This window comes from Luteibacter yeojuensis, from assembly GCF_011742875.1.
Classification (GTDB): domain Bacteria; phylum Pseudomonadota; class Gammaproteobacteria; order Xanthomonadales; family Rhodanobacteraceae; genus Luteibacter; species Luteibacter yeojuensis.
In genome coordinates this window covers 277,403-299,315 of sequence record NZ_JAAQTL010000002.1, presented here as the reverse complement: position 1 = coordinate 299,315, position 21,913 = coordinate 277,403, and the positions used below count along the sequence as shown (strand labels likewise).

The following is a 21,913-nucleotide window of genomic DNA, read 5'->3' as shown; positions in this document are numbered from 1 at the left end:
ATCCATGGACGCTGCGCGCATCCAGGCACTGATCGAAGCCGGCCTGCCCGGCGCGCGGGTGGACGTCCAGGGCGACGACGGCGTCCATTTCGAAGCCGAGGTCGTCTCGGAACAGTTCGCCGGCAAGCTGCCCCTGGCACGCCATCGCCTCGTCTACGCCACCCTCGGCGACCTCATGGGCGGCGCCATCCACGCCCTCGGCCTCAAGACCCTCACTCCGGACGAAGCCGCCAGCCGCCGCTGATACGCGCGTCGCGCTCCGCTCCGCCAGACCCTTCCTTCAAGGCATCCCCCTCCATGGCCAAGATCCTGATCAGCGGCGGCCAGCCGCTTCAAGGCGAGGTCGGCATTTCCGGCGCGAAGAACGCCGTCCTGCCCATCCTCGCCTCCTGCCTGCTCGCCGACGAGCCGGTGAGCATCGGCAACGTGCCGCACCTGCACGACGTCACCACCTTCATCGAACTGCTGGGCCGCATGGGCGTGCGCGTCGTCCTCGACGACCGCATGAAGATGCACATCGACCCGCGTCCGGAGAATTCCTGCGTGGCGCCGTACGACCTCGTGCGCACCATGCGTGCGTCGATCCTCGTGCTCGGTCCGCTCGTCGCGCGCCACGGCAAGGCCGAAGTGTCGCTGCCCGGCGGCTGCGCCATCGGCTCGCGCCCGGTCGACCAGCACATCCGCGGCCTGCAGGCCCTCGGTGCCGAGGTGACCGTGGAGAACGGCTACATCAAGGCCCGGTCCGGTCGCCTGAAGGGCGCGCGCATCGTCATGGACATGGTCACCGTCACCGGTACCGAAAACATCCTCATGGCGGCCACCCTCGCTGAGGGCACCACGATCATCGAGAACGCGGCGCAGGAGCCCGAGGTGGTCGACCTCGCGCACTGCCTCATCGCCATGGGCGCGAAGATCGGCGGTATCGGCACGTCCACGCTGATCGTGGAAGGTGTCGAACGGCTGCACGGCGCGCATTACGACGTGCTGCCGGACCGCATCGAGACGGGCACCTTCCTTGTCGGCGCGGCGATGACCGGCGGCAAGGTGCGCGCGCGCGGCGCGCGCGCCGACACGATGGACGCGGTGCTGCAAAAGCTCGAGGAAGCCGGCGCGCACGTCAGCACCGGCAAGGACTGGATCGAACTCGACATGCAGGGTCGCCGGCCGAAGGCGGTGAACCTCACCACCGCGCCGTACCCCGCGTTTCCCACCGACATGCAGGCGCAGTTCACGGCGCTCAACTGCGTCGCCGAAGGCGTGGGCGTGATCACCGAAACGGTGTTCGAGAACCGCTTCATGCACGCGCTGGAACTGCAGCGCCTGGGCGCGGACATCCGCCTCGAAGGCAACACCGCCATCATCACCGGCGTGCCGAAGATGAGTGGCGCGCCGATCATGGCGACCGACCTTCGCGCTTCCGCCTGCCTCGTGCTCGCGGGACTCGTCGCCGAAGGCGACACGACAGTCGACCGCGTGTACCACATCGATCGCGGCTACGAGAACATCGAAGAGAAACTCGGCGTGCTGGGCGCGCGCATCCGGCGTTTGCCGGGCTGAAGCGCAGTAACGCCGTAGGAGCCGCTATAGCGGCGAGAAAACCTCGCGACACCGCGGCAAGATTTTCCTCGCCGCTATAGCGGCTCCTGCAATTTCGGCCTCGGCTCTTACTTTCCTTCGAACTTCACCAGCTCCATCGTCAGGTCGCCGCCGTCCTTCTGCGCGAGCTTCACCGGCACGGGATACTTCGACGGCACGTACCACGCGTTGAAACCGCGGTCGGCGTCGGTGCGGTCCACGCGCACGGCATCGAACGAGCCCGCGGGCACGCTCACCTTCTCGGTGGCGGACACCTTGAACGTCTGGTTCTCGACTTCCTGCTTCACCGCGACCGGCAACGCCACTTCCTTCCGGCCCGAGCGCAGCGCCACGCCGAGAGCGAGGGGCAGGGTATTCCGCTCGACCATGCCCGGCACGGCGGGGTAGCTGAAGCTCTTCTTGTTGTCCTGGACCTGCACGTTGCGGCCCTGCACGGTGAGGTTGCGCGTCTTCGACTTGATAGCCGCCTGCATTTCGTAGTGGTAGCTCACCGCCTGAGGAACCTGGCCGGCCCAGGTGAACCGCGATGTCTCCGACACGTTGGCGCCCAGCATCGCGGCGAGGCCCGAGGTGCCCTTCGTCTCGTTGGAATATTCGAACTGGCCGCTGCCGGCCGGCTTCAGCGTGATCGTGGCCTCGCCCAGCGGGCCACCGTCCTTGAGGACCTGGTAGGTGGCGGTGAAGGACTGCGGCACGTCCGCGGCGAACGCGGCGGCAGGCAGGGCGAGGGCCAGGGCGAGGCCGGCGCGGAGGAGGGTGGTGGTGGTCATGTCGCCGAGTTTAGCCGCGATGCCTGAATGCCGGGCGACGGCCGGTCTTCTGTTGTAGGAGCCGCTATAGCGGCGAGAGGCCCACGGAGCGATGAGGCCGCGAGGCAAGTTCCCCTCGCCGCTATAGCGGCTCCTACAGGAGATTCGCGAGAGTCAGGGGGTGTGTCAGGGGCCGGCCGTCGAACATGGGCCCGCCCTGCCAGCGCAGGCGCCCGCTGGCGATCGCCCCGACCGCCGCGGGCAGCAGCTTGTGCTCCTCGACCAGCAGCTGCCCCGCGAGATCGTCCTCGCTGTCGCCGGGGTGCACGGGAATCCGTGCCTGAGCGATGACCGGACCGCCGTCGAGTTCGGCGGTGACGAAGTGCACGCTGGCGCCATGCTCGGTGTCGCCCGCTTCCAGGCAGCGGCGATGCGTGTGCAGGCCGCGGTACTTGGGCAGGAGCGACGGATGGACGTTGATCGCGCGCCCTGCCCACGCCGCAACCACGGCGGCATCGACGATGCGCATGTAACCGGCCAGCACGAGCAGGTCGGCGCCGCTGTCGGCCACGCGGTCGAACAGCGCCGCGTCGAAGGCGGCGCGGGTCGCGTAATCCTTCGGGCTCAGCGCCACCGTGGGAATGCCCGCGGCCTCGGCGATCGCGAGCGCACCCGCCTGCTTCTTGTCGCTGCCGACGAGGGTGAATTCGACCGGAAGGCGCCCCGCATCGCGGGCGGCGATGAGCGCGGCGAGGTTGCTGCCGCGCCCGGACGCGAGCGCGGCGACGCGGAGAGGGCGGTTCATCGGATCAGGCGATGTGGACGCGCTCGCCGCCCTCGTGGGTGACGACCACGCCGATCGGCTGGCTCTCGAGGCCATGCCCGGCGAGCACCGCGCGGGCCGCCTCGACCTGGCCCTCCGCGAGCAGCACGGTGAAGCCGATGCCGCAGTTGAAGGTGCGCCACATCTCGTCGTCGGCCACGTTGCCTTCGCGCTGAAGCCACTCGAACACGGCCGGCAGGTCCCACGACGAGGCGTCGATGGAGAGGGCCAGGCCGTCCGGGACGACGCGGACGATGTTTTCCTTCAGGCCGCCGCCGGTGATGTGGGCCATGCCGTGCACGTCCACCTTGCCGATCAGGTCCAGCATGGGCTTCACGTAGATCGTCGTGGGCGCCATGAGGGCGTCGACGAGCCTGACGCCGTCGAGGTCGGTATCGAGCGGCGAGCCGGCCCGCTCGAGGATGCGGCGGATGAGCGAATAGCCGTTCGAATGGGGGCCGGACGAGGCCACGCCGAGGATGACGTCGCCCGCGGCGATGGACGAACCGTCGTTCATCGCGGACTTTTCCACGGCGCCGACGGTGAAGCCGGCGAGGTCGTACTCACCGGGGGGGTACATGTCGGGCATTTCGGCGGTTTCGCCGCCGATCAGCGCGCAGCCGGCCAGTTCGCAGCCCTTTGCGATGCCGCCGACGACCGCGGCCGCCGTATCGACGTCGAGCTTGCCCGTGGCGAAGTAATCGAGGAAGAACAATGGCTCGGCACCCTGCACGAGCACGTCGTTGACGCACATGCCGACGAGGTCGATGCCGATGGTGTCGTGGCGGCCGAGCTGCTGGGCCAGCTTGAGCTTCGTGCCCACGCCGTCGGTGCCGGAGACCAGCACCGGTTCCTTGTAGCGGCCGGAGAGGTCGAACAGCCCGCCAAAGCCGCCGAGCCCGCCCATCACCTCGGGCCGGAAGGTCCGCTTGACCATCGGCTTGATGCGCTCGACAAGGGCGTTGCCGGCATCGATGTCGACGCCCGCGTCGCGGTAGGTGAGGGAGCCCTGGTCGGAGGACATAAGCGGATCCGGCGCGTATTGGAAACCGCGCATTCTAGCAGCAGCGGCCCGCGTACCGGGGGCCTGCACACTGTCTGGATGGACGCCATGGCACGGTTTGGGCAGACTTCCCGCCTTCACTCGAGCGATGCCAAGACCATGCGCCCAGTCCGTCTCCTCGCTGCATTGATGTTCTTCTTGGTGGCCAGCCTTGGCACCGCCTGGGCGCAAACGTCCATCTACACGGTGACGGTGCCGGTGGCCGATACCAGCGCCGCCGTGCGCGATCAGGCCTTCGCCACCGGCCTCACCCAGGTGCTGGCCCGGGCCTCGAACGGGGCCGATCCGCGCGGCAAGCCCGGCTATGCCGATGCGATGAAGCAGCCCGGCGGCCTCGTGCAGCAGTACCAGTACGCCCGCACCGGCGGTGCCAACGGCGCTCCGCTGAGCCTCGAGATCGTGTTCGATCCGGGCGCCGTCCGGCGCGTGCTGGCCGTGGGTGACGCCTCGGCCGCCGCGCCCAAGGCACCCGTTCTCGTGGTGGCGCGGGACGCCTCCGGCAAACTGCTCGGCCAGGAGGACCTGGCACCGCTGGCCCAGACGGCCGACACCCGGGGCTACCAGATCGTGGTTCCGAAGGGCGATACCGTCCCCGATCCGGCGGCACTGGCCGCCGGCGATCCCGCCGCGGTGGCTTCGGCGGCCCGCCAGTACAACACCGCGGTGGTGCTGGTCGGCAAGATCGGCGACGACCAGACCGACTGGACGCTCGTTTCCGCCGGCCGCACCTCGAGCTGGAAGGACAGCGGCGAGGCCCGCGCCGCGCTGCTCACCAACGGCGCCAACGCCATGGCCGACAAGCTGGATCGCCAGTTCGCCTCGACCCAGGGTGGCAGTACCAGCGGCACGGTGTGGGTCGCGGGACTGCGCTCCGCCGCCGATTACGCCGGCCTGCTCTCGACCTTCCAGAACGATCCCTCGGTGAAGTCGATCGCCCCCGTCGCGGCCACGCCGGACGGCGTGCTGTTCGACGTCTCCGCCGCCGCGCCGCTGGCCCGACTGGTCGCCGGCTACGCCGCCGGTGGTCACATCCTCGCCGCGAACGGACACGATGGGGCCGATCTGGCCGTGCGCTGGGTGCCCTGACGGATGGCCATGAGCCACGACACATCGCGCCGCTGGCAGATGCTGGCGATCATCGCGGTCATCGTCTTCGTGATCTGGGTACTGGCGCCGGTGCTGATGCCGTTCGCCGTCGCCGCCATGCTCGCCTACCTCGGCGATCCCCTGGCCGACCGCCTGCAACGCCTCGGCATGGGCCGTACATGGGCGGTGAGCATCGTGTTCACCGTGATCTCGCTGGTCGTGGTCACGGTCCTGCTGCTGCTCATCCCGCTCATCCAGACCCAGTTCGAAAGCCTCTCCGAGAACCTGCCGCGCTACCTGGACTGGGTACGCGGCACGGCGCTGCCGTGGATCCAGGCGAAGCTGCGCCTCGATCCGCACGTGTTCGACACCGATCGTCTCCTGGCGACCATTCGCGAGCACATCGGGTCGGTGGGCACGATCGCCGCGAAGACCGTCGCGAAGGTCACCCAATCCGGCATGGGCGTGGTGACCTGGCTGACCAACGCGGTGCTGATTCCGGTCGTCGCCTTCTACCTGCTGCGCGACTGGGACACGATGATGGCCTACATCCAGCGCCTGCTGCCGCGCTCGATCGAGCCGACCGTGGTCGGCCTCGCGCGCGAATCGGACCAGGTGCTCGGCGCCTTCGTCCGTGGCCAGCTGCTGGTGATGCTCGCCCTCGGCGTCTTCTACGGCCTGGGCCTCACGCTGGTCGGCATTTCCATCGGTCCGCTGATCGGCATGGTCGCCGGCCTGCTGAGCTTCGTCCCGTACCTGGGATTCATGATCGGCTTCGTCGCCGCGCTGATCGCGGCGTTGGTGCAGTACGGCGACTGGCTGCACGTGATCCTCGTCGTCGTGGTGTTCACCGTCGGCCAGCTGCTCGAGGGTTACGTGCTGGTGCCGCGCCTCGTGGGCGGAAAAATCGGCCTGCATCCCGTGGCGGTGATCTTCGCGGTGCTCGCCGGCGGCCATCTGTTCGGCTTCCTCGGCGTGCTGCTCGCGCTGCCTGCCGCGTCGGTGGTCGTGGTCTTGATGCGTTACGCCTTCAGCCGCTACCGCGAGAGCGACCTGTATATGGAACCGGCGCCCGGAGCGCCTGCTCCGGCGGTCGAGGTGGATGTCGAGGTGGACGTGGAAACGCGGCCCACGCCACCGTCCGCGCCCACCGACGGCGGACCATGACGAGCCAGCTTCCCCTCGCCTTGCGCTGGCCGCGGCGGCAACGCTTCGAGCACTTCCATCCGGGCGAGAACGCCGCCGCGGTGGAAGCCGTGCGCGCGGCGGCGACCGCGGCGGCGGCACCCTGGGTGTTCGTCGCGGGGCCTGTGGGCAGCGGTCGCACCCACCTCCTGATCGCCGCGTGCCAGGCGGCCATCGACGCCGGCCGTACGGCACAGTACCTGCCGCTGGCGGGATGGCGGGGATCGCGGGCGACCGCGATCCGCGGCATGGCCGGCAGCGACCTGCTCGTCATCGACGACATCGATTCGATCGCCGGCGAAGGCGATGCCGAGCACGCGCTGTTCGATACCTTCAACCGCTATCGCGCCGAAGGTTGCACACTGCTGTTCTCCGCCACCGGATCGCCCGCGTCGCTGGATATCGCCTTGCCCGACCTGCGGTCGCGGCTGGGTTCGCTCACCCAGGCCGTGCTCAAGCCGCTGGGCGATGACGAGCGCCGCCACGTCCTGCGCGAGCAGGCCGGCGCGCGTGGCATCGAACTGGACGACGTGGTGCTCGACTGGCTGTTCGTCCACCACGCGCGCGACCTCGGCACGCTGCTGGACCTGCTGGACACCCTCGACCGTGCGTCGCTCGCCGCCCAGCGGCGAGTGACCGTTCCTTTCTTGCGCAACCTGCTAAGAAACGAAGTGTAGGAGCCGCCATGGCGGCGAGGGATCTAGCCGAACTGTGGGAGCCGCTATAGCGGCGAGAGGCCCACGCAGCGATGAAGCGGAAGGCATGTTCCCCTCGCCGCCATGGCGGCTCCTACATGGGTCAGGTGCCCAGCAAACGCGGCGTCGCGTTGGCGCCGATGATCTCGGTCATGGCGGCGGCCACCTTGTGGTTGGCCGCGATGATGTTGCCGCTCTCGGGAAGGCCTTCGCGCCCGGCGAAATCGCCGTATACGCCGCCCGCCTCGCGGACGAGCAGGGCGCCCGCGGCGATATCCCACACGCTGAGGCCGGGCTCGAAGTAGCCGTCGACGCGGCCGGCGGCGACGTAGGCGAGATCCAGCGCGGCCGAGCCCATGCGGCGGACGTCCTCGGCTTCCTTGAGCAGCGCGGCGGTCATGGCCAGCTGCGAGTCGAGGTGGTTGCGCACGCGGTAAGGGAAGCCCGTGGCGATCAGCGCGCCGGCCAGGCCTTCGCGCTTGCCCACGCGGATGCGGCGGTCGTTGAGGTAGGCGCCGTCGCCCTTGCTCGCGGTGAACAGTTCGTCGCGCAGCGGGTCGAAGACCACGCCGTAGACCGGTTCGCCCTTCTCGACCAACGCGATGGATACGCTGAAGTGGGGGATGCCGCGCAGGTAGTTGTGGGTGCCGTCCAGGGGATCGATCACCCAGGTCAGGGGCCCCTTGCCCGTCTGGCCGGATTCCTCGCCGAGGATGGCGTGGGTCGGATAGGCCCGGCGCAGTTCCTTGACGATCTCCGCTTCGGCGAGGCGATCGACCTCGGAGGCGAAGTCCATCCGCTGCTTCTCGACGACCGCGAGGCCCTCGATGCGGTTCATGTAGCGCAGGATGATGTTTCCTGCGGAGCGCGCGGCGCGCGCCGCGACGTTGACGGCGGGTCTTGGCATGGGGATCGGCTTGGCAAAAGAACAGGAGAGCGGTCGGAGCCGCATCAGCCGGGAAGTTTACCACCGCGCCTCGTCTCGCCCAAGTCGTTGCCGTTGTAGACTTTCCGGCCTTCCCTGACACCCGTATCGCCAGCCATGGCCCTTTCCGAGCTTCACGACCGCCTCCGCTTCGTCCTCGTCCGCACCTCGCACTCGGGGAACATCGGCTCGGCCGCGCGCGCCATCCGGACCATGGGCTTCGACCGGCTCACCCTGGTGGCCCCGCACCGCTTTCCGGACCCGGAGGCCACCGCGCTGGCCGCCGGCGCCGACGATGTGCTCGCCCAGGCGGCGATCCACGGCGACCTGGTGTCGGGCCTCGCCGGCGCCACGTTCGCGCTGGGGCTGTCCGCGCGGCGCCGGGGCGTGAATCTTCCGGAGCTCGATCCGCGCGAGGGCGCCGCGCAGGCCATCGCGGCCGCGCGCCGCGGCGAGCAGGTGGCGCTTGTGTTCGGCAACGAGCGCACGGGCCTGGAAAACGACGAGCTGTCGCGTTGCCACGCCATGGTGCGCATCCCGAGCGTGGACGATTTCAGTTCCCTCAACCTCTCGCAGGCGGTGCAGGTCGTGGCTTACGAATTGCGCACGGCGATGCTGGCGGACGAGGCGCAGGCGCCCGCACCCGATGTCGATCCGGACGAGGCGCCTGCCGACGCGGAACAACTCGAGCGCTTCTTCGCCCACCTCGGCGAAACGCTCGACGACATCGAATTCCACAAGGGCCGTTCGCCCACCACGATCATGCTCAAGCTGCGCAAGCTGTTCCTGCGCGCCCGGCCGGAACCGCGCGAGCTGCGCATCCTGCACGGCATCCTGGCCGACGCCCAGCGCATGGCGTCGCTTGCCCACAAAGGCGAGTGAAGCGGTTCGTTTGCCTTTTTCCCGTTGCGGCGCAACACTTTCCGGAATTTACCTCCCCACCAGCCCAAAGAGTCCCGTGAGCGAAAACGCAAACGCGTCGTTGCCCGTCAACGCGCCCTGGATCGTCATGAAGTTCGGCGGCACGTCCGTGGCCACCGCCGCACGCTGGCGCAATATCCTCGAGCTGGCCGCCAGCCGCCGCGCCGAAGGCGCCCGCGTGCTGATCGTGGTCTCGGCCCTGTCCGGTATCACCGACGGCCTGAAACAGCTTTGCACGCACGCGGAACCCAAACGTCGCTCGGAAGCGGCCGCCGCACTGGCCGATCGTCACCATGCCCTGCTTGCCGAGATGTCGCTGGCGATGCCCGAAACACTGGGCGCGCGGCTGGCCGACATGACCCGGCTCGCCGAGGACGGCGCGGCCGGGCTTGGCGAACTCGCCTGGCAAGCCCGCGTGCAGGCGCACGGCGAGCTGATGTCGAGCGCGCTCGGCGCGGCGTTCCTCTCGGCCAACGGCCTGGCGACGACATGGGTCGACGCGCGCGAATGCCTGCGTTCGATCGTGCTGCCCAACCAGAACGAGCGCACCCGCGTGCTCTCGGCGATGGTGGAGCCGCGCCACGACGCCGCCTTGTCGGCGGCGCTGGCGGAGCGCGGCGAGGTCTTCATCACCCAGGGCTTCATCGCGCGGGACGACGGCGGCCGCACGGTGCTTCTCGGCCGTGGCGGCTCCGATACCTCCGCGGCGTATTTCGGCGCCTTGCTGGCCGCATCGCGCGTCGAGATCTGGACCGACGTGGCCGGCATGTTCAGCGCCAATCCGCGCCAGGTGGCCGGCGCGCGCCTGCTCCAGCGGCTCGACTACGAGGAGGCGCAGGAAATCGCCTCCACCGGTGCGAAGGTGCTGCATCCGCGTTGCCTGTCGCCGCTGCGCGAGCCCCGCGTGCCGCTGCTGATCAAGGACACCAACCGGCCCGAGCTGGAAGGCACGTCGATCGGCCCGGAAGTGCGCGAGCACGCGCCGAGCATCAAGGCGATCAGTGCGCGCAAGGGCATCACGCTCGTGTCCATGGAGTCGGTGGGCATGTGGCAGCAGGTCGGCTTCCTTGCCGACGTGTTCGACGCCTTCAAGCGCCACGGGCTCTCCGTGGACCTGATCGGTTCGGCGGAAACCAACGTGACCGTCTCCCTGGATCCGACCGAGAACCTCCTCGATTCCGACGCCATCGCCGCGCTCGCCGCGGACCTGGCGCGCGTGTGCCGGGTGAAGGTGATCGCGCCTTGCGCGGCGATCACCCTGGTCGGCCGCGGCATGCGTTCGATGCTGCACAAGCTCTCGGGGGTGCTGGCGGAGTTCGGCCAGTTGCGGGTGCACCTGATCTCGCAGTCGTCGAACAACCTCAACCTGACCTTCGTGGTCGACGAAGACGTGGTGGACGATATGTTGCCTCGACTGCATGAACTGCTGATCGGTGCCGGTGCCCTGCGCACCGACGACAGCATGGTGTTCGGTCCTTCCTGGCAGTCGCTCTACGGCAAGGGCGAACAGGCCACGCCGGGGGCCGCGTGGTGGCAGGGCGAACGCCCGGCGCTGCTGCGCCTGGCGGAGGAGCGCACGCCGCGCTACGTCTACCACCTGCCGACCGTGCGCGCGCAGGCGCGCCGCGTGAAGTCGCTGAAGGCCGTCGATCGCGTGCATTATGCGGTGAAGGCCAACACGCATCCGGGCATCCTCAAGGTGCTGGCGGAAGAGGGCTTCGCGTTCGAATGCGTCTCGCCGGGCGAGCTGGCCGCGGTATCGGCGGCGGTGCCGGACGACGTGCCGCTGTTGTTCACGCCCAACTTCGCCTCGCGTCGCGACTTCGCGGCAGCCTTGCTGACGCGCGCCACCATCACCATCGACGCACTGCATCCCATCGAGCACTGGGGCGACATGTTCGCGGGGCGCGACATCGTGCTTCGGGTGGACCTCGGTCGCGGCCTCGGCCATCACGAGAAGGTGAAGACGGGTGGCACCGGGAGCAAGTTCGGCGTGCCCATCGAGCACATCGACCGCTTCCTGCGTCTTGCCGACGAGGCGGGCGCGCGCGTGATCGGTCTGCATGCGCACCTGGGTTCGGGCATCCTCGACGCCGGTCACTGGGGCGAGGTGTATTCGCAGCTGGCGGCGCTCGCGGAACGCATCGGCACCATCACCGTACTGAACATCGGCGGCGGCCTGGGTGTGCCCTCGCATCCGGGCGAATCGCCGCTGGACATGGGCGCGCTCGATCGCGTACTCACCTCGGTGCGCCAGGCATATCCGCAGTTCCAGCTGTGGATGGAGCCGGGCCGTTACCTGGTCGCCGACGCGGGCGTGCTGCTGGCGAAGGTCACGCAGGAGAAGGAGAAGGGCGCGAACACGCGCTACCTCGGCCTCGACACCGGCATGAACAGTCTCATCCGTCCCGCGCTGTACGACGCCTGGCACGAGATCGCCAATCTTTCCCGCTTCGACGAACCGGCGACCACGATGTACCAGGTGGTCGGGCCGATCTGCGAGTCCGGCGACATCCTGGGTTCCGATCGCCGCCTGCCGGAATCGAAGGAGGACGACGTGATCCTGGTGGCGCAGGGCGGCGCCTATGGCGCGGCGATGGCGTCGCGTTACAACCTGCGCGACGAAGCCGACGAGGTACTGCTGCCGTGACGGACACGTTGACCGATCCGCGCGGGAGCGAGCGTTTCCGTTTCGTCCGCCACTCGTTCTCCGACGGCGTGGCCGAACTGGTCTATGCCTTCGACGACGGCGCCGAGCTGGTCGAACGCGTGACCTTTCCCGGAGCGCCCGGCGTGCCGCCGGAGCGCGCGGCCGCGTTCGCGGCCGCATTGCGCCTGCTCCATCTCGTCGCCGGCGTCAGCTACTACAAGGCGGGTATCCCCGCCACGATCGTGGTGGAAGGCGAGCCGCTCGACGAGGAGACGGCCTACCTGCTGGACGCGCTCTACCTTCATGGCCTGGCCGAGTTCGCGTACCGCAACCGGCTCGACCTGCGCGGCCGCATCGCGTTTCCGTTCGAGCGCCGGGAGGCGCCGCCGGCGGCCGCGATCGGCCTTCCCGAGCGCTCGCTGCTGCCGATCGGCGGCGGCAAGGATTCGGTCGTCGCGGTGGAGGCGGTGAAGTCGATCGGTGCCGAAGCCACGGCGACATGGGTGGGCAATTCGCCGCTCATCGCCGAATGCGCGGCGCGGACCGGCCTGTCCCTGCTCAATATCTCGCGCGAACTCGCGCCGGGGCTGTTCGAGCTGAACCGGCTGGGTGCGTGGAACGGACACATCCCCGTCACGGCGATCAATTCGGTGATCCTCGCGGTGGCGGCGATCCTCTACGGCTACGATTCCATCGTGTTCGCGAACGAACGGTCCGCCTCCGTCGCCACGCTGGAATACGATGGCCAGGAAGTGAACCACCAGTGGAGCAAGGGTTTCGGCTTCGAGAAGACCCTGCACGACTACCTGCACACGCACGTGGCCGCGGACCTCGACTACTGCTCGCTGCTGCGGCCGTGGTCCGAACTGGCGGTGACCAGCGCGTTCGCCCGCCTGGGCGGCGACTATTTCAACGCCTTCTCCAGCTGCAACCGCAATTTCCGCATCCTCGGCCCGAAGCCGGCCGACCGCTGGTGCGGGCAGTGTCCGAAATGCCATTTCGTGTTCCTCGCGCTGGCGCCGTTCATGGCCAAGCCGCGTCTGTTGTCGATCTTCGGGCGCAACCTGCTCGATGACGATGCGCTCGCCGGCGCATTCGACGCCCTGCTCGAATACAAGGATCACAAGCCGTTCGAATGCGTGGGAGAGGGCGCCGAGGCGCGTGCCGCGCTCGCCGCGCTGGCGGAACGACCGGAATGGCGTGAGGATGCGCTCGTGGCGCGCTTCCGCACCGAGATCCTCCCGCAGCTGCACCGGGGCGACCTGGCCCTGGAGCCGTGGCTCAAACCCGGCGCCTCGCACCTCGTGCCGAAGCGGCTGCTTGGAGCGTTGGATGCGCTGGGCTGAGCTCCAGGGCAAGCGCGTCGCCGTCTGGGGGTTCGGGCGCGAGGGGCGCGCGGCGCTGTCGGCGCTGGCGCGCCATCTTCCGGGCCAGCCGGTCGCCCTGTATTGCGTGACCGGCGAAGTGGAGACGGCGCGCGCCGCGTTCCCCACGGTGGACGTGCGCGACGTCGCTCCCGATGCGGACGCGCTCGCCGCGCACGACGTGGTGATCAAGTCGCCGGGCATATCGGCATACAAGCCGGAACTGCTCGACGCGAAGCTGCGCGGGACGCGCTTCACCTCGGGCAGCGCGCTGTGGTTCGGCGAGCACGTCGGGGCGCGTACCGTCGCCGTCACCGGCACGAAGGGCAAGAGCACGACGTCCGCGTTGATCGCCCACCTCGCGCGGTCGCTCGGCGTGCGCACCGCGCTGGCGGGAAATATCGGCATCCCGATGCTCGAACTCGACGAAGCCCGGGCGGACCTCTGGGTCGTCGAGCTGTCCAGTTTCCAGACCGGCGAGGCGATGGGCGTCGACCTGGGGGTGGTCACCAGCCTCTACGAGGAACACCTCGACTGGCACGGTTCGCGCGAGCGCTACGTGGACGACAAGCTCAAGCTGCTGTCGGCCTCGGCCAAGGTCCTCGTGAACGCGCTGCAGCCGCTTCTGCTGGAGCGCGCCTTCGATCACCCGGGCCTGCATACCTTCGGCGAGATGTCCGGATGGCATGTGGCCGATGGCTGGATTCGCCGTGGCGACGAGCGCGTCATCGAAACCGCGCGGATTTCCGCGCCGGGCCTGCATAACGCGATCAATGCGTGCGCGGCGCTCGCCGCGCTGGAGATCATGGGCTTCGATGCCCGCGCGGCCGCACCCGCGCTCGCGACCTTCGCGCCGCTGCCGCATCGGCTGCAACCGCTGGGCGAACGCGATGGCCTTGCGTGGATCAACGATTCGATCAGCACCACGCCGCTGGCGAGCCTCGCCGCGCTGGAGAGCGTCGGCAGGCAGCGCATCGCGCTGATCGTCGGCGGCCACGACCGCGGCCTGGACTGGACGCCGTTCGTCGAGGCGATGCGCGTGCGCGCGCCTGAAGCGATCGTTTGCCAGGGCGCGAACGGACCGCGTATCGCCGATGCGCTGGAGGAGGCGGGCATCGCGGGCGTCTATCGCGCCGTCGACCTGCCGGCCGCCGTCGCAGCCGCGCGCGTGGCGCTGGCAGGCCAAGGCTGCGTCCTGCTCTCCCCCGGCGCCCCCAGCTTCGACCAGTTCCACGATTACACCGAGCGCGGCAAGCGCTTCGCCGAACTCGCGGGCTTCGAGGCAAGCACGGCAAGCATCCAGGGCCTGGGCGTCACCTGACCTCCACACCGTCGTGCCCGCGCAGGCAGACACTCAGGGCCTCTGCGCTCCTGCGTTTCGTATCGCCGCCTACGTGCCTGCGCCAATAGGTAGGCCTACGCATGGTAAGAGCCGTCCCGCGATCAAATCGTTCGGCACCGAGGCCGCCTGTCTGTAATAGCCGGCATAGCCATCTTCATTGGCTCCCTAACCTGAAATGACGTTCACGGGGAAGGGAGTCAGATAAATGCGTTCTCGTACAATTGCCCTGTCGCTATGGGTCGCCATTGGAGCGACATCCGCAGCGACAACGATCCGGGCTGAGGGGGGGCAGTGTCGCACGAGTTGCTCCTCCTCCGGCTCAAGGTTGCGACGAGATACAGGTCGGTCCGATCTATGACGTATCCGCCGAGCCGGTCGGTGGCATCCAGTGCTTTCAGTTCGTCACCGACGAAACGGCCGGCTCAAAACTCAGCCTCACGATAGCCGCTCCAGCAGCCAAGGCGTCCTACGATGTCCACTTGGCAAGGGTAGGAAAGAACGGTGAGACGAAGATCATGGCGACAGAGCCTTCAGGGGGAGCGGAGACATTCCTGCAGGCCGTTTCGCCCGCGCTGAGCCGCTGGTTGGTCCTGATTGGAGGAGGTGGCATGCAGCAGGGCACTCCGTTTCAGCTTCAAGCCGACGCAGCGATCAGCCCGGATCGATACGAGCCCAACGATACGGTCAAATCAGCCACCGTACTGCATGGAAACCAACACATCATGGGTTCATTGGATTCCGCATTCGATGTGGATCACTACATCGTAGCGGTGGGCTCGAAGCAGACGTCCGCCAGGATTCGCTTTACCGCCTCGCATGATGTCATGTGTGAAGTGCTCACTCCTTCTGGTTGGCGACCCTTGCCTTCCTCAGGCATCACGGAATATCCGGCCTCTGAAAAAACTTCCCTTGTACTGCGCGTGCGGTCTCGCGAAGGCAAGATGGTAACGAAGACGAACTATACGGTTCATACGTCCGACCCCGCCGCGCATACGGTTATCGCGAGGAAATGGTCGGACGAAGATATCACGCATATGGCTCCTTTCCCGAGCACCGAAGCTGTTCGCCTAGTGCCTGGCGGGTCCAACGCAGCGCGGGAAATTAACGTGACGGCTGCCGTCTACGACAGCGACGGGTATATGACGGCACCAGAGGGAGAGCACGTGACCCTGTTTGCGGTAGATTACGACCCGGAGACAAAACAAAAAGTCATTCTTGCGCAGGCGGATGGCTACACTGACGCCACAGGGCACTTCACCGCAAAACTCCATATTGGAGACTGCAGAGGACCGGGGATCGTGGGTCCCGTTCGCATGCATCGACACTCCAATCGTCCCGAGTACTGGGATATCAAATACGTTCCTACGGCATATGTCGTGGCCATACTCGATGATAAGCGTTCGATAGCGAGGCCGAGCTTTTTCGAGCATGTCTGCAAGGAAACTTATCGAGGATTCCGGCCATGATGCTGGTATCGACACTCCCCATCGAAAACAAGTGGTTGCGCGACTACGCTCCATCCGAAGCTGGTACGCTTCCCGACGCGGATATTACATTGCCTGAATGCAGGGTGGATCCAAGTGCGACGATCGATGGCTGGATAACGGGCGTGCGTGATGTTGAGGATGCGTTTGTCCGGCTCGCACGCCCATTTCAGTTAGCATTACAACGGCTTGAATGCGAACGGCCTCACGTAATGGAGCAAGCATTCGATTTGGTCAGCCAGGGAGGGCGGTTTCGGGTGGTTGATACAGACCTCGAGCAGGCCGATCGCGACTGGATTGAAACAGAACTCAATCGCGATGGCGAGCTTGCCAGGTTGGCTGATGCATTCAATCGTCAAGTCGTTCGCACCTATGAAACCGACCATGGAACGCGCAACGAAAGTGGCGATCTCCTGGCGCGCACGGGCTTCCTGGCAGATGGGGGAGCCGCCATCGACTACGCAGGATTGCATGGCTCCGTCGACGAGTCGGTGAAGCTTCGATCGCTATTGCGTGACGTCAACGACGCACGGCTGCCTTGGTGGATGAAGGAGAGCTCTCGTTATCAATTGGGTGGAAGGCTCGTGCAAAGCTACATTGTTGGAGAGATAACGCAGTACGTCGTACGGCCCGACGGGTCCGGAGAGGTGCAGACCACACGTGGCTCTATCCTGCGCGAGGACTTGTGGGCGTAATGGCGCCTTGAGCACAGTGCGCACAATTCCGTCCTTGAAAAAGGCAACGCCACCCTCGAGAGGGTGGCGTGCGGCCCGGCGACTGAAGCCGACGGGCGGGTGCATGGATATGGCCAGGAGGCCGTCGATGGGTCGATCAGCGCGTTCCCTTCGCGTGGTATGGGGGCTTCAGTCTTCGACGGCGGCCAGCAGCGTTCCGACGACAGCCGCGAGTGCGGCGTACAGTTCCGGCGGCACGTCGTCGCGCAGGCGGACCGCCGCCAGCAGCGTGGCGATCTGCGGATCGAGCTGCGGGGCGAGACCAAGCGCCTGCGCGCGTTCGAGCATCGACTTCACGCCCTCGGCGTCGATGCGCTGGCTGTTGCCGTTGCTGGTGGGCGAGGCGAGGCGGAGCGTGACGCTGCGTCTTGGCGACGGGAGTGCCTGGTTCATGCGCGGGCTTCCAGCAGTACCGCGCTGTATGCGCCGGTGGACACCGGCAGGCCGTGCATGCAGGCGAACTGGTCGAGTACCAGGCCGTTCTTCTCGAGCAGGCGGCGCAGCGACACGAATTCGTTCTCGAGGCGCATGACCGTGGCGGCGTGCTGCGCCCACAGGCGCACCGAGACGCGCGGTACGCGCAGCTGGATCTCGCCCTGCACGGCGCCGAGCGACGGCGGGTCGATCGCGAAGCCCACCGTCCACGGGCCGTCCTGCTCGCCCGGGCCCGGCTTGCCTTCCTCGATGCGCAGCTGGAGCACGTCGTAGCCGCGCACGCCGGCCAGTGGAATCTCGATCATCCACACGCCCGCCTGCGGCTGCGATTCCAGTTGCGCGATCTCGACCCGGGACAGTGCCGCGCGGGTATCGACGCGCAACTGGCCGACAAGTCCGTCGACGTCTTCCTCGGTCACCGGCGGTTCCGCTGCGCGTGCCTGGGCGACCAGCGGTCGCTGGGCCAGTGGCGGCGGGGTGTCGGCAGTAGGACGAGGCATCGCGATGCCCGGACGGGCGGCGGGAAGGTCGGCAAGCGTGCGGCGCAAGGCGAGCAAGGCGGCCTTGAAGTCGTCGGCCGCCGGCGTCGCTTCCTTCGGCTGGGCGAGGTGCGCTTCCAGGAAGGTGCCGCTGCGGGCAATGGCTTCCTTCATGCCCATCGGCGAGCTGACGTCGGCGGGCTTGTTGATCGCCGCCTCGAGCGTGGCCAGGGCGGCGCGCAGCGGGGCGGGAAGCAGGCGTGCGATGGGGCGGCGGCCGAGCGCGGCCAGCACGCCCAGGAGCGGGGCGTAACCGTTCTGCTGGGGCAGGCGCTCGCGCAAGCCCTGCATGGCCACGCGTTCGTCCACGTTGCCGGGCAGCACTTCCAGCTGGGGCTGGGCTCCCTGGGTAAGCACGCGTACCTGGAACTGCGGGGGCAATTGCGTGCCGGAGGCGTCGGCCTCGACGGTGAGGCCGCCGATCTCCAGCAGCAGCTTGCCGAGGTCGTTCTGGCCCATCACCCGCGCCGTGAGCAGGGTGCCGACCCGCCAGCTGTCCGCCGCGGCCGTGGTGCCCGCGGCCGCGCCGGCCCACAACTGGGCAGCGAGACTGGTCGGCTGGATGATCAAGGGGATGTCCTCCCACGGCCTGGCGGGCCCCCGGATGGGCACGCTCCTGTGAGCTAGGGAATCGGCGGATTCTTGCGAAACTTTAGCGGGTGGATGGGGCGTTTCGGGCTGGGGAGGGGGAGATGGGGGCCGAAGACGACTCAGGCTAAACTAGGCGGATGACCCAGCTTCCCTTCGAACTCCTCGCCACCGACGGCGCGGCGCGGCGCGGCCGTCTCCGTTTCGGCCGCGGCACCGTGGAAACCCCTGCTTTCATGCCCGTGGGCACCTACGGGTCGGTGAAGGCGATGACCCCGCGCGATGTCCTCGACACCGGCGCGGAGATCATCCTCGGCAATACCTTCCACCTGTTCCTTCGCCCCGGTCTGGAGATCGTCGGCGAGTTCGGCGGCCTGCACCGCTTCATCGGGTGGAACAAGCCGATCCTCACCGATTCCGGCGGCTTCCAGGTCTTCTCCCTGGCACATAAGCGCAAGATCACCGAGGAAGGCGTCACGTTCGCATCCCCGGTGGATGGTTCGAAGGTCTTCCTCTCGCCCGAGGAGTCGATGCGGATCCAGAAGGTGCTGGATTCGGACGTGGCGATGATCTTCGACGAGTGCACGCCGTACCCGGCCACGGAGAAGGTGGCCTCCGACTCCATGGAGCTCAGCCTGCGCTGGGCCGAGCGTTCGCGCCAGGCCTTCGACGACCTGCGCAATCCCAACGCCCTGTTCGGCATCGTCCAGGGCAGCACGTTCGAGCACCTGCGGCGGTGCTCCGCCGAGCGGCTGGTCGAGATCGGCTTCGACGGCTATGCCGTGGGCGGCCTGGCCGTGGGCGAGCCGGAGGCGGAGCGCAACCACACCCTCGACTTCACCCTGCCGATGCTGCCGAAGGACCGTCCGCGTTACCTCATGGGCGTGGGCCGGCCGGAGGACATCGTGGAAGCCGTGCGCCGCGGCATCGACATGTTCGACTGCGTGATGCCCACGCGGAACGCCCGCAACGGTTTCCTGTTCACGGCCGGGGGAACCCTGCGCATCCGCAACGCGAAGTTCGCCATGGACACCCGGGTGATCGAGGAGGGCTGCGACTGCTACGCCTGCGCCAACGGGTTCTCCCGCGCCTACCTGCGCCACCTCGACCGCTGCAACGAGATCCTCGGCAGCCAGCTGGCCACGATGCACAACCTGCGCCACTACCAGCGGCTGATGGCCGGCCTGCGCGGCGCCATCGAGGCCGGCGGCCTGGAAGACTTCGTGGCCGCCTTCTATGCGGCCCGTCGCTGATCGGAGTTGTAGGAGCCGCTATAGCGGCGAGAAGCCTACGGGGCGATGAAGGGGTGAGGCGGTTCTCCTCGCCGCTATAGCGGCTCCTACAGTTAGAGCCCGACATGCACGGGCCCCAAAGGGCGTGGCATAATCCACGATCTTTTTACGTGAGCGGCGCTTTTCCTTGGCCGTTCCATGACTTGCGAGAAATCCGATGAGCCTCACGACATTTGCCGCCCTTGCACAGGCCACCCCGGGCGCCGCTCCGCAGGGCGGGGCGCTGGGTCTTTCGCCGTTGATCATGATGGCGGTGCTGTTCGGCATCTTCTATTTCATGATGATCCGCCCGCAGATGAAGCGTCAGAAGGAGCACCGTGCCCTCCTGGCCGCTCTCGCCAAGGGCGACGAGGTCGTGATGAGCGGCGGCATGGCCGGCCGCATCGAGGACGTGGGCGAGTCGTTCGTCCGGGTCGAGATCGCCCCGGGCGTCGTCGTCCAGGTGCAGAAGGGCTCGATCACCCAGGTCTTGCCCAAGGGCAGCCTCAAGAAGTCGTAAGACTTCCATCCCTCACTGCGTCAGCCGCGGCCGGCGCACGGCCGCTCCCATGGAATGTAAGGCATGAGTGATTTTCCACGCTGGAAGTACGCGCTGGTCGTGATCGTGTTGCTGTTCGGCATCCTGTACGCGTTGCCGAACGCCTTCACGCCGCAGCCCGCCGTGCAGATCTCGGGCAACCGCGGCGCGGCCGTCGATGCCGCCCTGAAGAGCAAGGTCGAAAGCCTGCTCGCGGCGGCGAAGGTGCCGGCATCGTCGGTCGAACTGGACGAGAAGGGCACCCGCCTGCTGGCCCGTTTCGGCAGCGTCGACGCCCAGGCCAAGGCCTCCGACGCGCTGCGCACCGATCTCGGCGACAGTTATACGGTAGCGCTCAACCTCGCCTCCACGGTGCCGCCGTGGCTCCGCGCGATCAACGCGAACTCGATGCCGCTCGGCCTCGACCTGCAGGGCGGCGTGCACTTCCTGATGGAAGTCGACCAGAACGCCGTCATCGACGCGCAGGAAACCCGTTACGCCGACGACATCCGTGCGCTGCTTCGCGACAAGAACATTTCCTATGACGCCGTGAACCGCAACGCGCGGGGCAAGGGCGTCAGCGTGGTGCTGCGTTCGGAGGCCGACCGCCAGCAGGCGGCCACGGTGATCGGCGCGGACTACCCGGACCTCGTCGTCAACGACGGCGCCAACACGGGCAACCGCTTCATCCTCAACGCCACCGTGAAGCCGGACAAGCTGCGCGAGCTGGCGCAGAGCACGATCACCCAGAACGTCACCACGCTGCGCCAGCGCGTGAACGCCCTGGGCGTGTCCGAACCGCTGATCCAGCAGCAGGGCGCGAACCAGATCATCGTCGAACTCGCCGGCGTGCAGGACACCGCGGAAGCGAAGAAGATCATCGGCGCCACCGCCACCCTCGAATACAGGGCGGGCCTCTACACCCCGCAGCAGGCGGTGGATGCCGCCCGTTCGGGCAGCGTGCCGCCGGATGCGAAGCTGTACTATGGCCGCGACGGTCGCCCGTACCTGCTCAGCAAGAAGGTGATCGCGAAGGGCGACGAGCTCACCAGCGCCATCTCCGGCCGCGACCAGCAGAACGGCACGCCGAATGTCAGCGTGACGCTGAACAGCGCCGGCGCGCGCAAGATGCAGGAATTCACCAACGACAACGTCGGCAAGCCGATGGCGGTGCTCTACATCACGCGCACGGTCGAGACCAAGACGGTCGACGGCAAGGAAGTGAAGACGCCGAAGATCACCGAGGAGGTGATCAACTACGCGAACATCAGCTCGCCCTTCGGCAGGCAGTTCTCGACCAACGGCCTGCCCAGCGACGCGGAAGCGTCGGAACTGGCACTGCTGCTGCGTGGCGGCTCGCTCGCCGCCCCGGTCGACATCGTCGGCGAGAGCGTGATCGGTCCCAGCCTGGGCGCGGACAACATCGACAAGGGTTTCAAGGCGGTGATGCTCGGCCTCGGCCTCGTGCTGGTGGCCGCCGCCATTTACTACAAGCTCTTCGGCCTCGTCGCCGACATCGCGCTGTTCTTCAACCTCGTGCTGCTCGTCGCGGTCATGTCGCTGATTGGCGTGACCCTCACGATGCCGGGCATCGCGGGTATCGTGCTCACCCTCGGCATGGCGATCGACGCGAACGTGCTGATCTGCGAACGCATCCGCGAGGAGCTGCGCAATGGCTCCTCGCCGCTCGCGGCCATCCGCACCGGTTACGACAAGGCGTGGGCGACCATTCTCGACGCGAACGTCACCCACCTGCTCGCCGCGCTCGGTCTGATGACCATGGGTTCGGGTCCGATCAAGGGCTTCGGCGTCACGCTGTTCATCGGTATCCTCACCTCGATGTTCACGTCGGTGACGGTGACCCATGCCATCACGGCGCTGATCCACGGCGGCCGCAAGCTCAAGACCCTGTCGGTCTGACGGGA

At 67.6% G+C, this 21,913-nt stretch carries 20 protein-coding genes; 14 read left to right on the top strand and 6 right to left on the bottom strand.

All coding sequences use genetic code 11. From position 1 onward, the window contains the following. Positions 1-4 precede the first annotated feature (4 nt). Positions 5-244: a BolA family protein gene (locus tag HBF32_RS16265; protein WP_166700831.1), complete on the top strand. Its 240-nt coding sequence runs from the start codon at positions 5-7 to the stop codon at positions 242-244. 53 nt (positions 245-297) lie between these two features. Further along, positions 298-1,557 (top strand): UDP-N-acetylglucosamine 1-carboxyvinyltransferase, encoded by a 1,260-nt coding sequence (murA, locus tag HBF32_RS16260; RefSeq protein WP_166700830.1) that lies wholly within the window; start codon positions 298-300, stop codon positions 1,555-1,557. A gap of 107 nt (positions 1,558-1,664) precedes the next feature. Here murA and HBF32_RS16255 read toward each other — a convergent pair whose 3' ends face one another. The 3 genes from HBF32_RS16255 to purM all read right to left on the bottom strand — a co-directional run bounded on the left by HBF32_RS16255 (position 1,665) and on the right by purM (position 4,192). Beyond that, the gene (locus tag HBF32_RS16255) at positions 1,665-2,366 is read right to left on the bottom strand and encodes a DUF3108 domain-containing protein (RefSeq protein ID WP_166700829.1); all 702 of its coding nucleotides are present in this window, start codon (positions 2,364-2,366) and stop codon (positions 1,665-1,667) included. Between the two features lie 133 nt (positions 2,367-2,499). Further along, the gene (gene purN / locus HBF32_RS16250) at positions 2,500-3,150 is read right to left on the bottom strand and encodes a phosphoribosylglycinamide formyltransferase (protein ID WP_166700828.1); all 651 of its coding nucleotides are present in this window, start codon (positions 3,148-3,150) and stop codon (positions 2,500-2,502) included. A gap of 4 nt (positions 3,151-3,154) precedes the next feature. Beyond that, positions 3,155-4,192, bottom strand: coding sequence for a phosphoribosylformylglycinamidine cyclo-ligase (purM, locus tag HBF32_RS16245; protein ID WP_166700827.1), 1,038 nt, complete (start codon positions 4,190-4,192; stop codon positions 3,155-3,157). Positions 4,193-4,330: 138 nt separating this feature from the next. Here purM and HBF32_RS16240 point away from each other — a divergent pair, with 138 nt between their 5' ends. The 3 genes from HBF32_RS16240 to hda are packed head-to-tail and all read left to right on the top strand — an operon-like array spanning position 4,331 to position 7,179. Next, entirely contained in the window at positions 4,331-5,317 is a 987-nt protein-coding gene (locus tag HBF32_RS16240) for a DUF2066 domain-containing protein (protein WP_166700826.1), read from the top strand. Between the two features lie 9 nt (positions 5,318-5,326). Continuing rightward, positions 5,327-6,484, top strand: a complete 1,158-nt coding sequence (locus HBF32_RS16235; RefSeq protein ID WP_166700825.1) for an AI-2E family transporter — start codon at positions 5,327-5,329, stop codon at positions 6,482-6,484. Beyond that, positions 6,481-7,179, top strand: a complete 699-nt coding sequence (hda, locus tag HBF32_RS16230) for a DnaA regulatory inactivator Hda (RefSeq protein ID WP_166700824.1) — start codon at positions 6,481-6,483, stop codon at positions 7,177-7,179. The genes HBF32_RS16235 and hda overlap by 4 nt, the downstream gene beginning before the upstream one ends. Before the next feature lie 121 nt (positions 7,180-7,300). Here hda and HBF32_RS16225 read toward each other — a convergent pair whose 3' ends face one another. Continuing rightward, the gene (locus HBF32_RS16225; RefSeq protein WP_166700823.1) at positions 7,301-8,104 is read right to left on the bottom strand and encodes an inositol monophosphatase family protein; all 804 of its coding nucleotides are present in this window, start codon (positions 8,102-8,104) and stop codon (positions 7,301-7,303) included. Positions 8,105-8,239: 135 nt separating this feature from the next. On the opposite strand from HBF32_RS16225, the gene HBF32_RS16220 reads away from it, so the two are divergent. The 6 genes from HBF32_RS16220 (at position 8,240) to HBF32_RS16195 (ending at position 16,578) form a co-directional block, all read left to right on the top strand. Next, positions 8,240-9,004, top strand: a complete 765-nt coding sequence (locus HBF32_RS16220; RefSeq protein WP_166700822.1) for an RNA methyltransferase — start codon at positions 8,240-8,242, stop codon at positions 9,002-9,004. Positions 9,005-9,131: 127 nt separating this feature from the next. Next, positions 9,132-11,693, top strand: a complete 2,562-nt coding sequence (locus tag HBF32_RS16215; RefSeq protein WP_193570534.1) for a bifunctional aspartate kinase/diaminopimelate decarboxylase — start codon at positions 9,132-9,134, stop codon at positions 11,691-11,693. Next, the gene (gene murL / locus HBF32_RS16210) at positions 11,690-13,039 is read left to right on the top strand and encodes a UDP-N-acetyl-alpha-D-muramoyl-L-alanyl-L-glutamate epimerase (protein WP_338039818.1); all 1,350 of its coding nucleotides are present in this window, start codon (positions 11,690-11,692) and stop codon (positions 13,037-13,039) included. Before HBF32_RS16215 ends, murL begins: the two co-directional genes overlap by 4 nt. Then, positions 13,026-14,378 (top strand): UDP-N-acetylmuramoyl-L-alanine--D-glutamate ligase, encoded by a 1,353-nt coding sequence (gene murD, locus HBF32_RS16205; RefSeq protein ID WP_166700820.1) that lies wholly within the window; start codon positions 13,026-13,028, stop codon positions 14,376-14,378. The genes murL and murD overlap by 14 nt, the downstream gene beginning before the upstream one ends. A 629-nt stretch (positions 14,379-15,007) precedes the next feature. After that, the gene (locus tag HBF32_RS16200; RefSeq protein ID WP_166700819.1) at positions 15,008-15,865 is read left to right on the top strand and encodes a hypothetical protein; all 858 of its coding nucleotides are present in this window, start codon (positions 15,008-15,010) and stop codon (positions 15,863-15,865) included. Next, the gene (locus tag HBF32_RS16195; protein WP_166700818.1) at positions 15,862-16,578 is read left to right on the top strand and encodes a hypothetical protein; all 717 of its coding nucleotides are present in this window, start codon (positions 15,862-15,864) and stop codon (positions 16,576-16,578) included. Before HBF32_RS16200 ends, HBF32_RS16195 begins: the two co-directional genes overlap by 4 nt. 168 nt (positions 16,579-16,746) lie before the next feature. On the opposite strand, the gene HBF32_RS16190 is transcribed toward HBF32_RS16195, so the two are convergent. Together HBF32_RS16190 and fliK are read right to left on the bottom strand one after the other, a co-directional pair. Beyond that, positions 16,747-17,010, bottom strand: a complete 264-nt coding sequence (locus HBF32_RS16190; protein ID WP_166700817.1) for a flagellar biosynthesis protein — start codon at positions 17,008-17,010, stop codon at positions 16,747-16,749. Continuing rightward, positions 17,007-18,161, bottom strand: a complete 1,155-nt coding sequence (gene fliK / locus HBF32_RS16185; RefSeq protein WP_166700816.1) for a flagellar hook-length control protein FliK — start codon at positions 18,159-18,161, stop codon at positions 17,007-17,009. Before fliK ends, HBF32_RS16190 begins: the two co-directional genes overlap by 4 nt. Before the next feature lie 158 nt (positions 18,162-18,319). Here fliK and tgt point away from each other — a divergent pair, with 158 nt between their 5' ends. The 3 genes from tgt (at position 18,320) to secD (ending at position 21,908) form a co-directional block, all read left to right on the top strand. Continuing rightward, entirely contained in the window at positions 18,320-19,432 is a 1,113-nt protein-coding gene (tgt, locus tag HBF32_RS16180) for a tRNA guanosine(34) transglycosylase Tgt (RefSeq protein ID WP_166700815.1), read from the top strand. Between the two features lie 196 nt (positions 19,433-19,628). After that, positions 19,629-19,970 (top strand): preprotein translocase subunit YajC, encoded by a 342-nt coding sequence (gene yajC / locus HBF32_RS16175; RefSeq protein ID WP_166700814.1) that lies wholly within the window; start codon positions 19,629-19,631, stop codon positions 19,968-19,970. Between the two features lie 63 nt (positions 19,971-20,033). Then, the gene (secD, locus tag HBF32_RS16170; protein WP_166700813.1) at positions 20,034-21,908 is read left to right on the top strand and encodes a protein translocase subunit SecD; all 1,875 of its coding nucleotides are present in this window, start codon (positions 20,034-20,036) and stop codon (positions 21,906-21,908) included. The last annotated feature ends 5 nt before the right edge of the window (positions 21,909-21,913 follow it).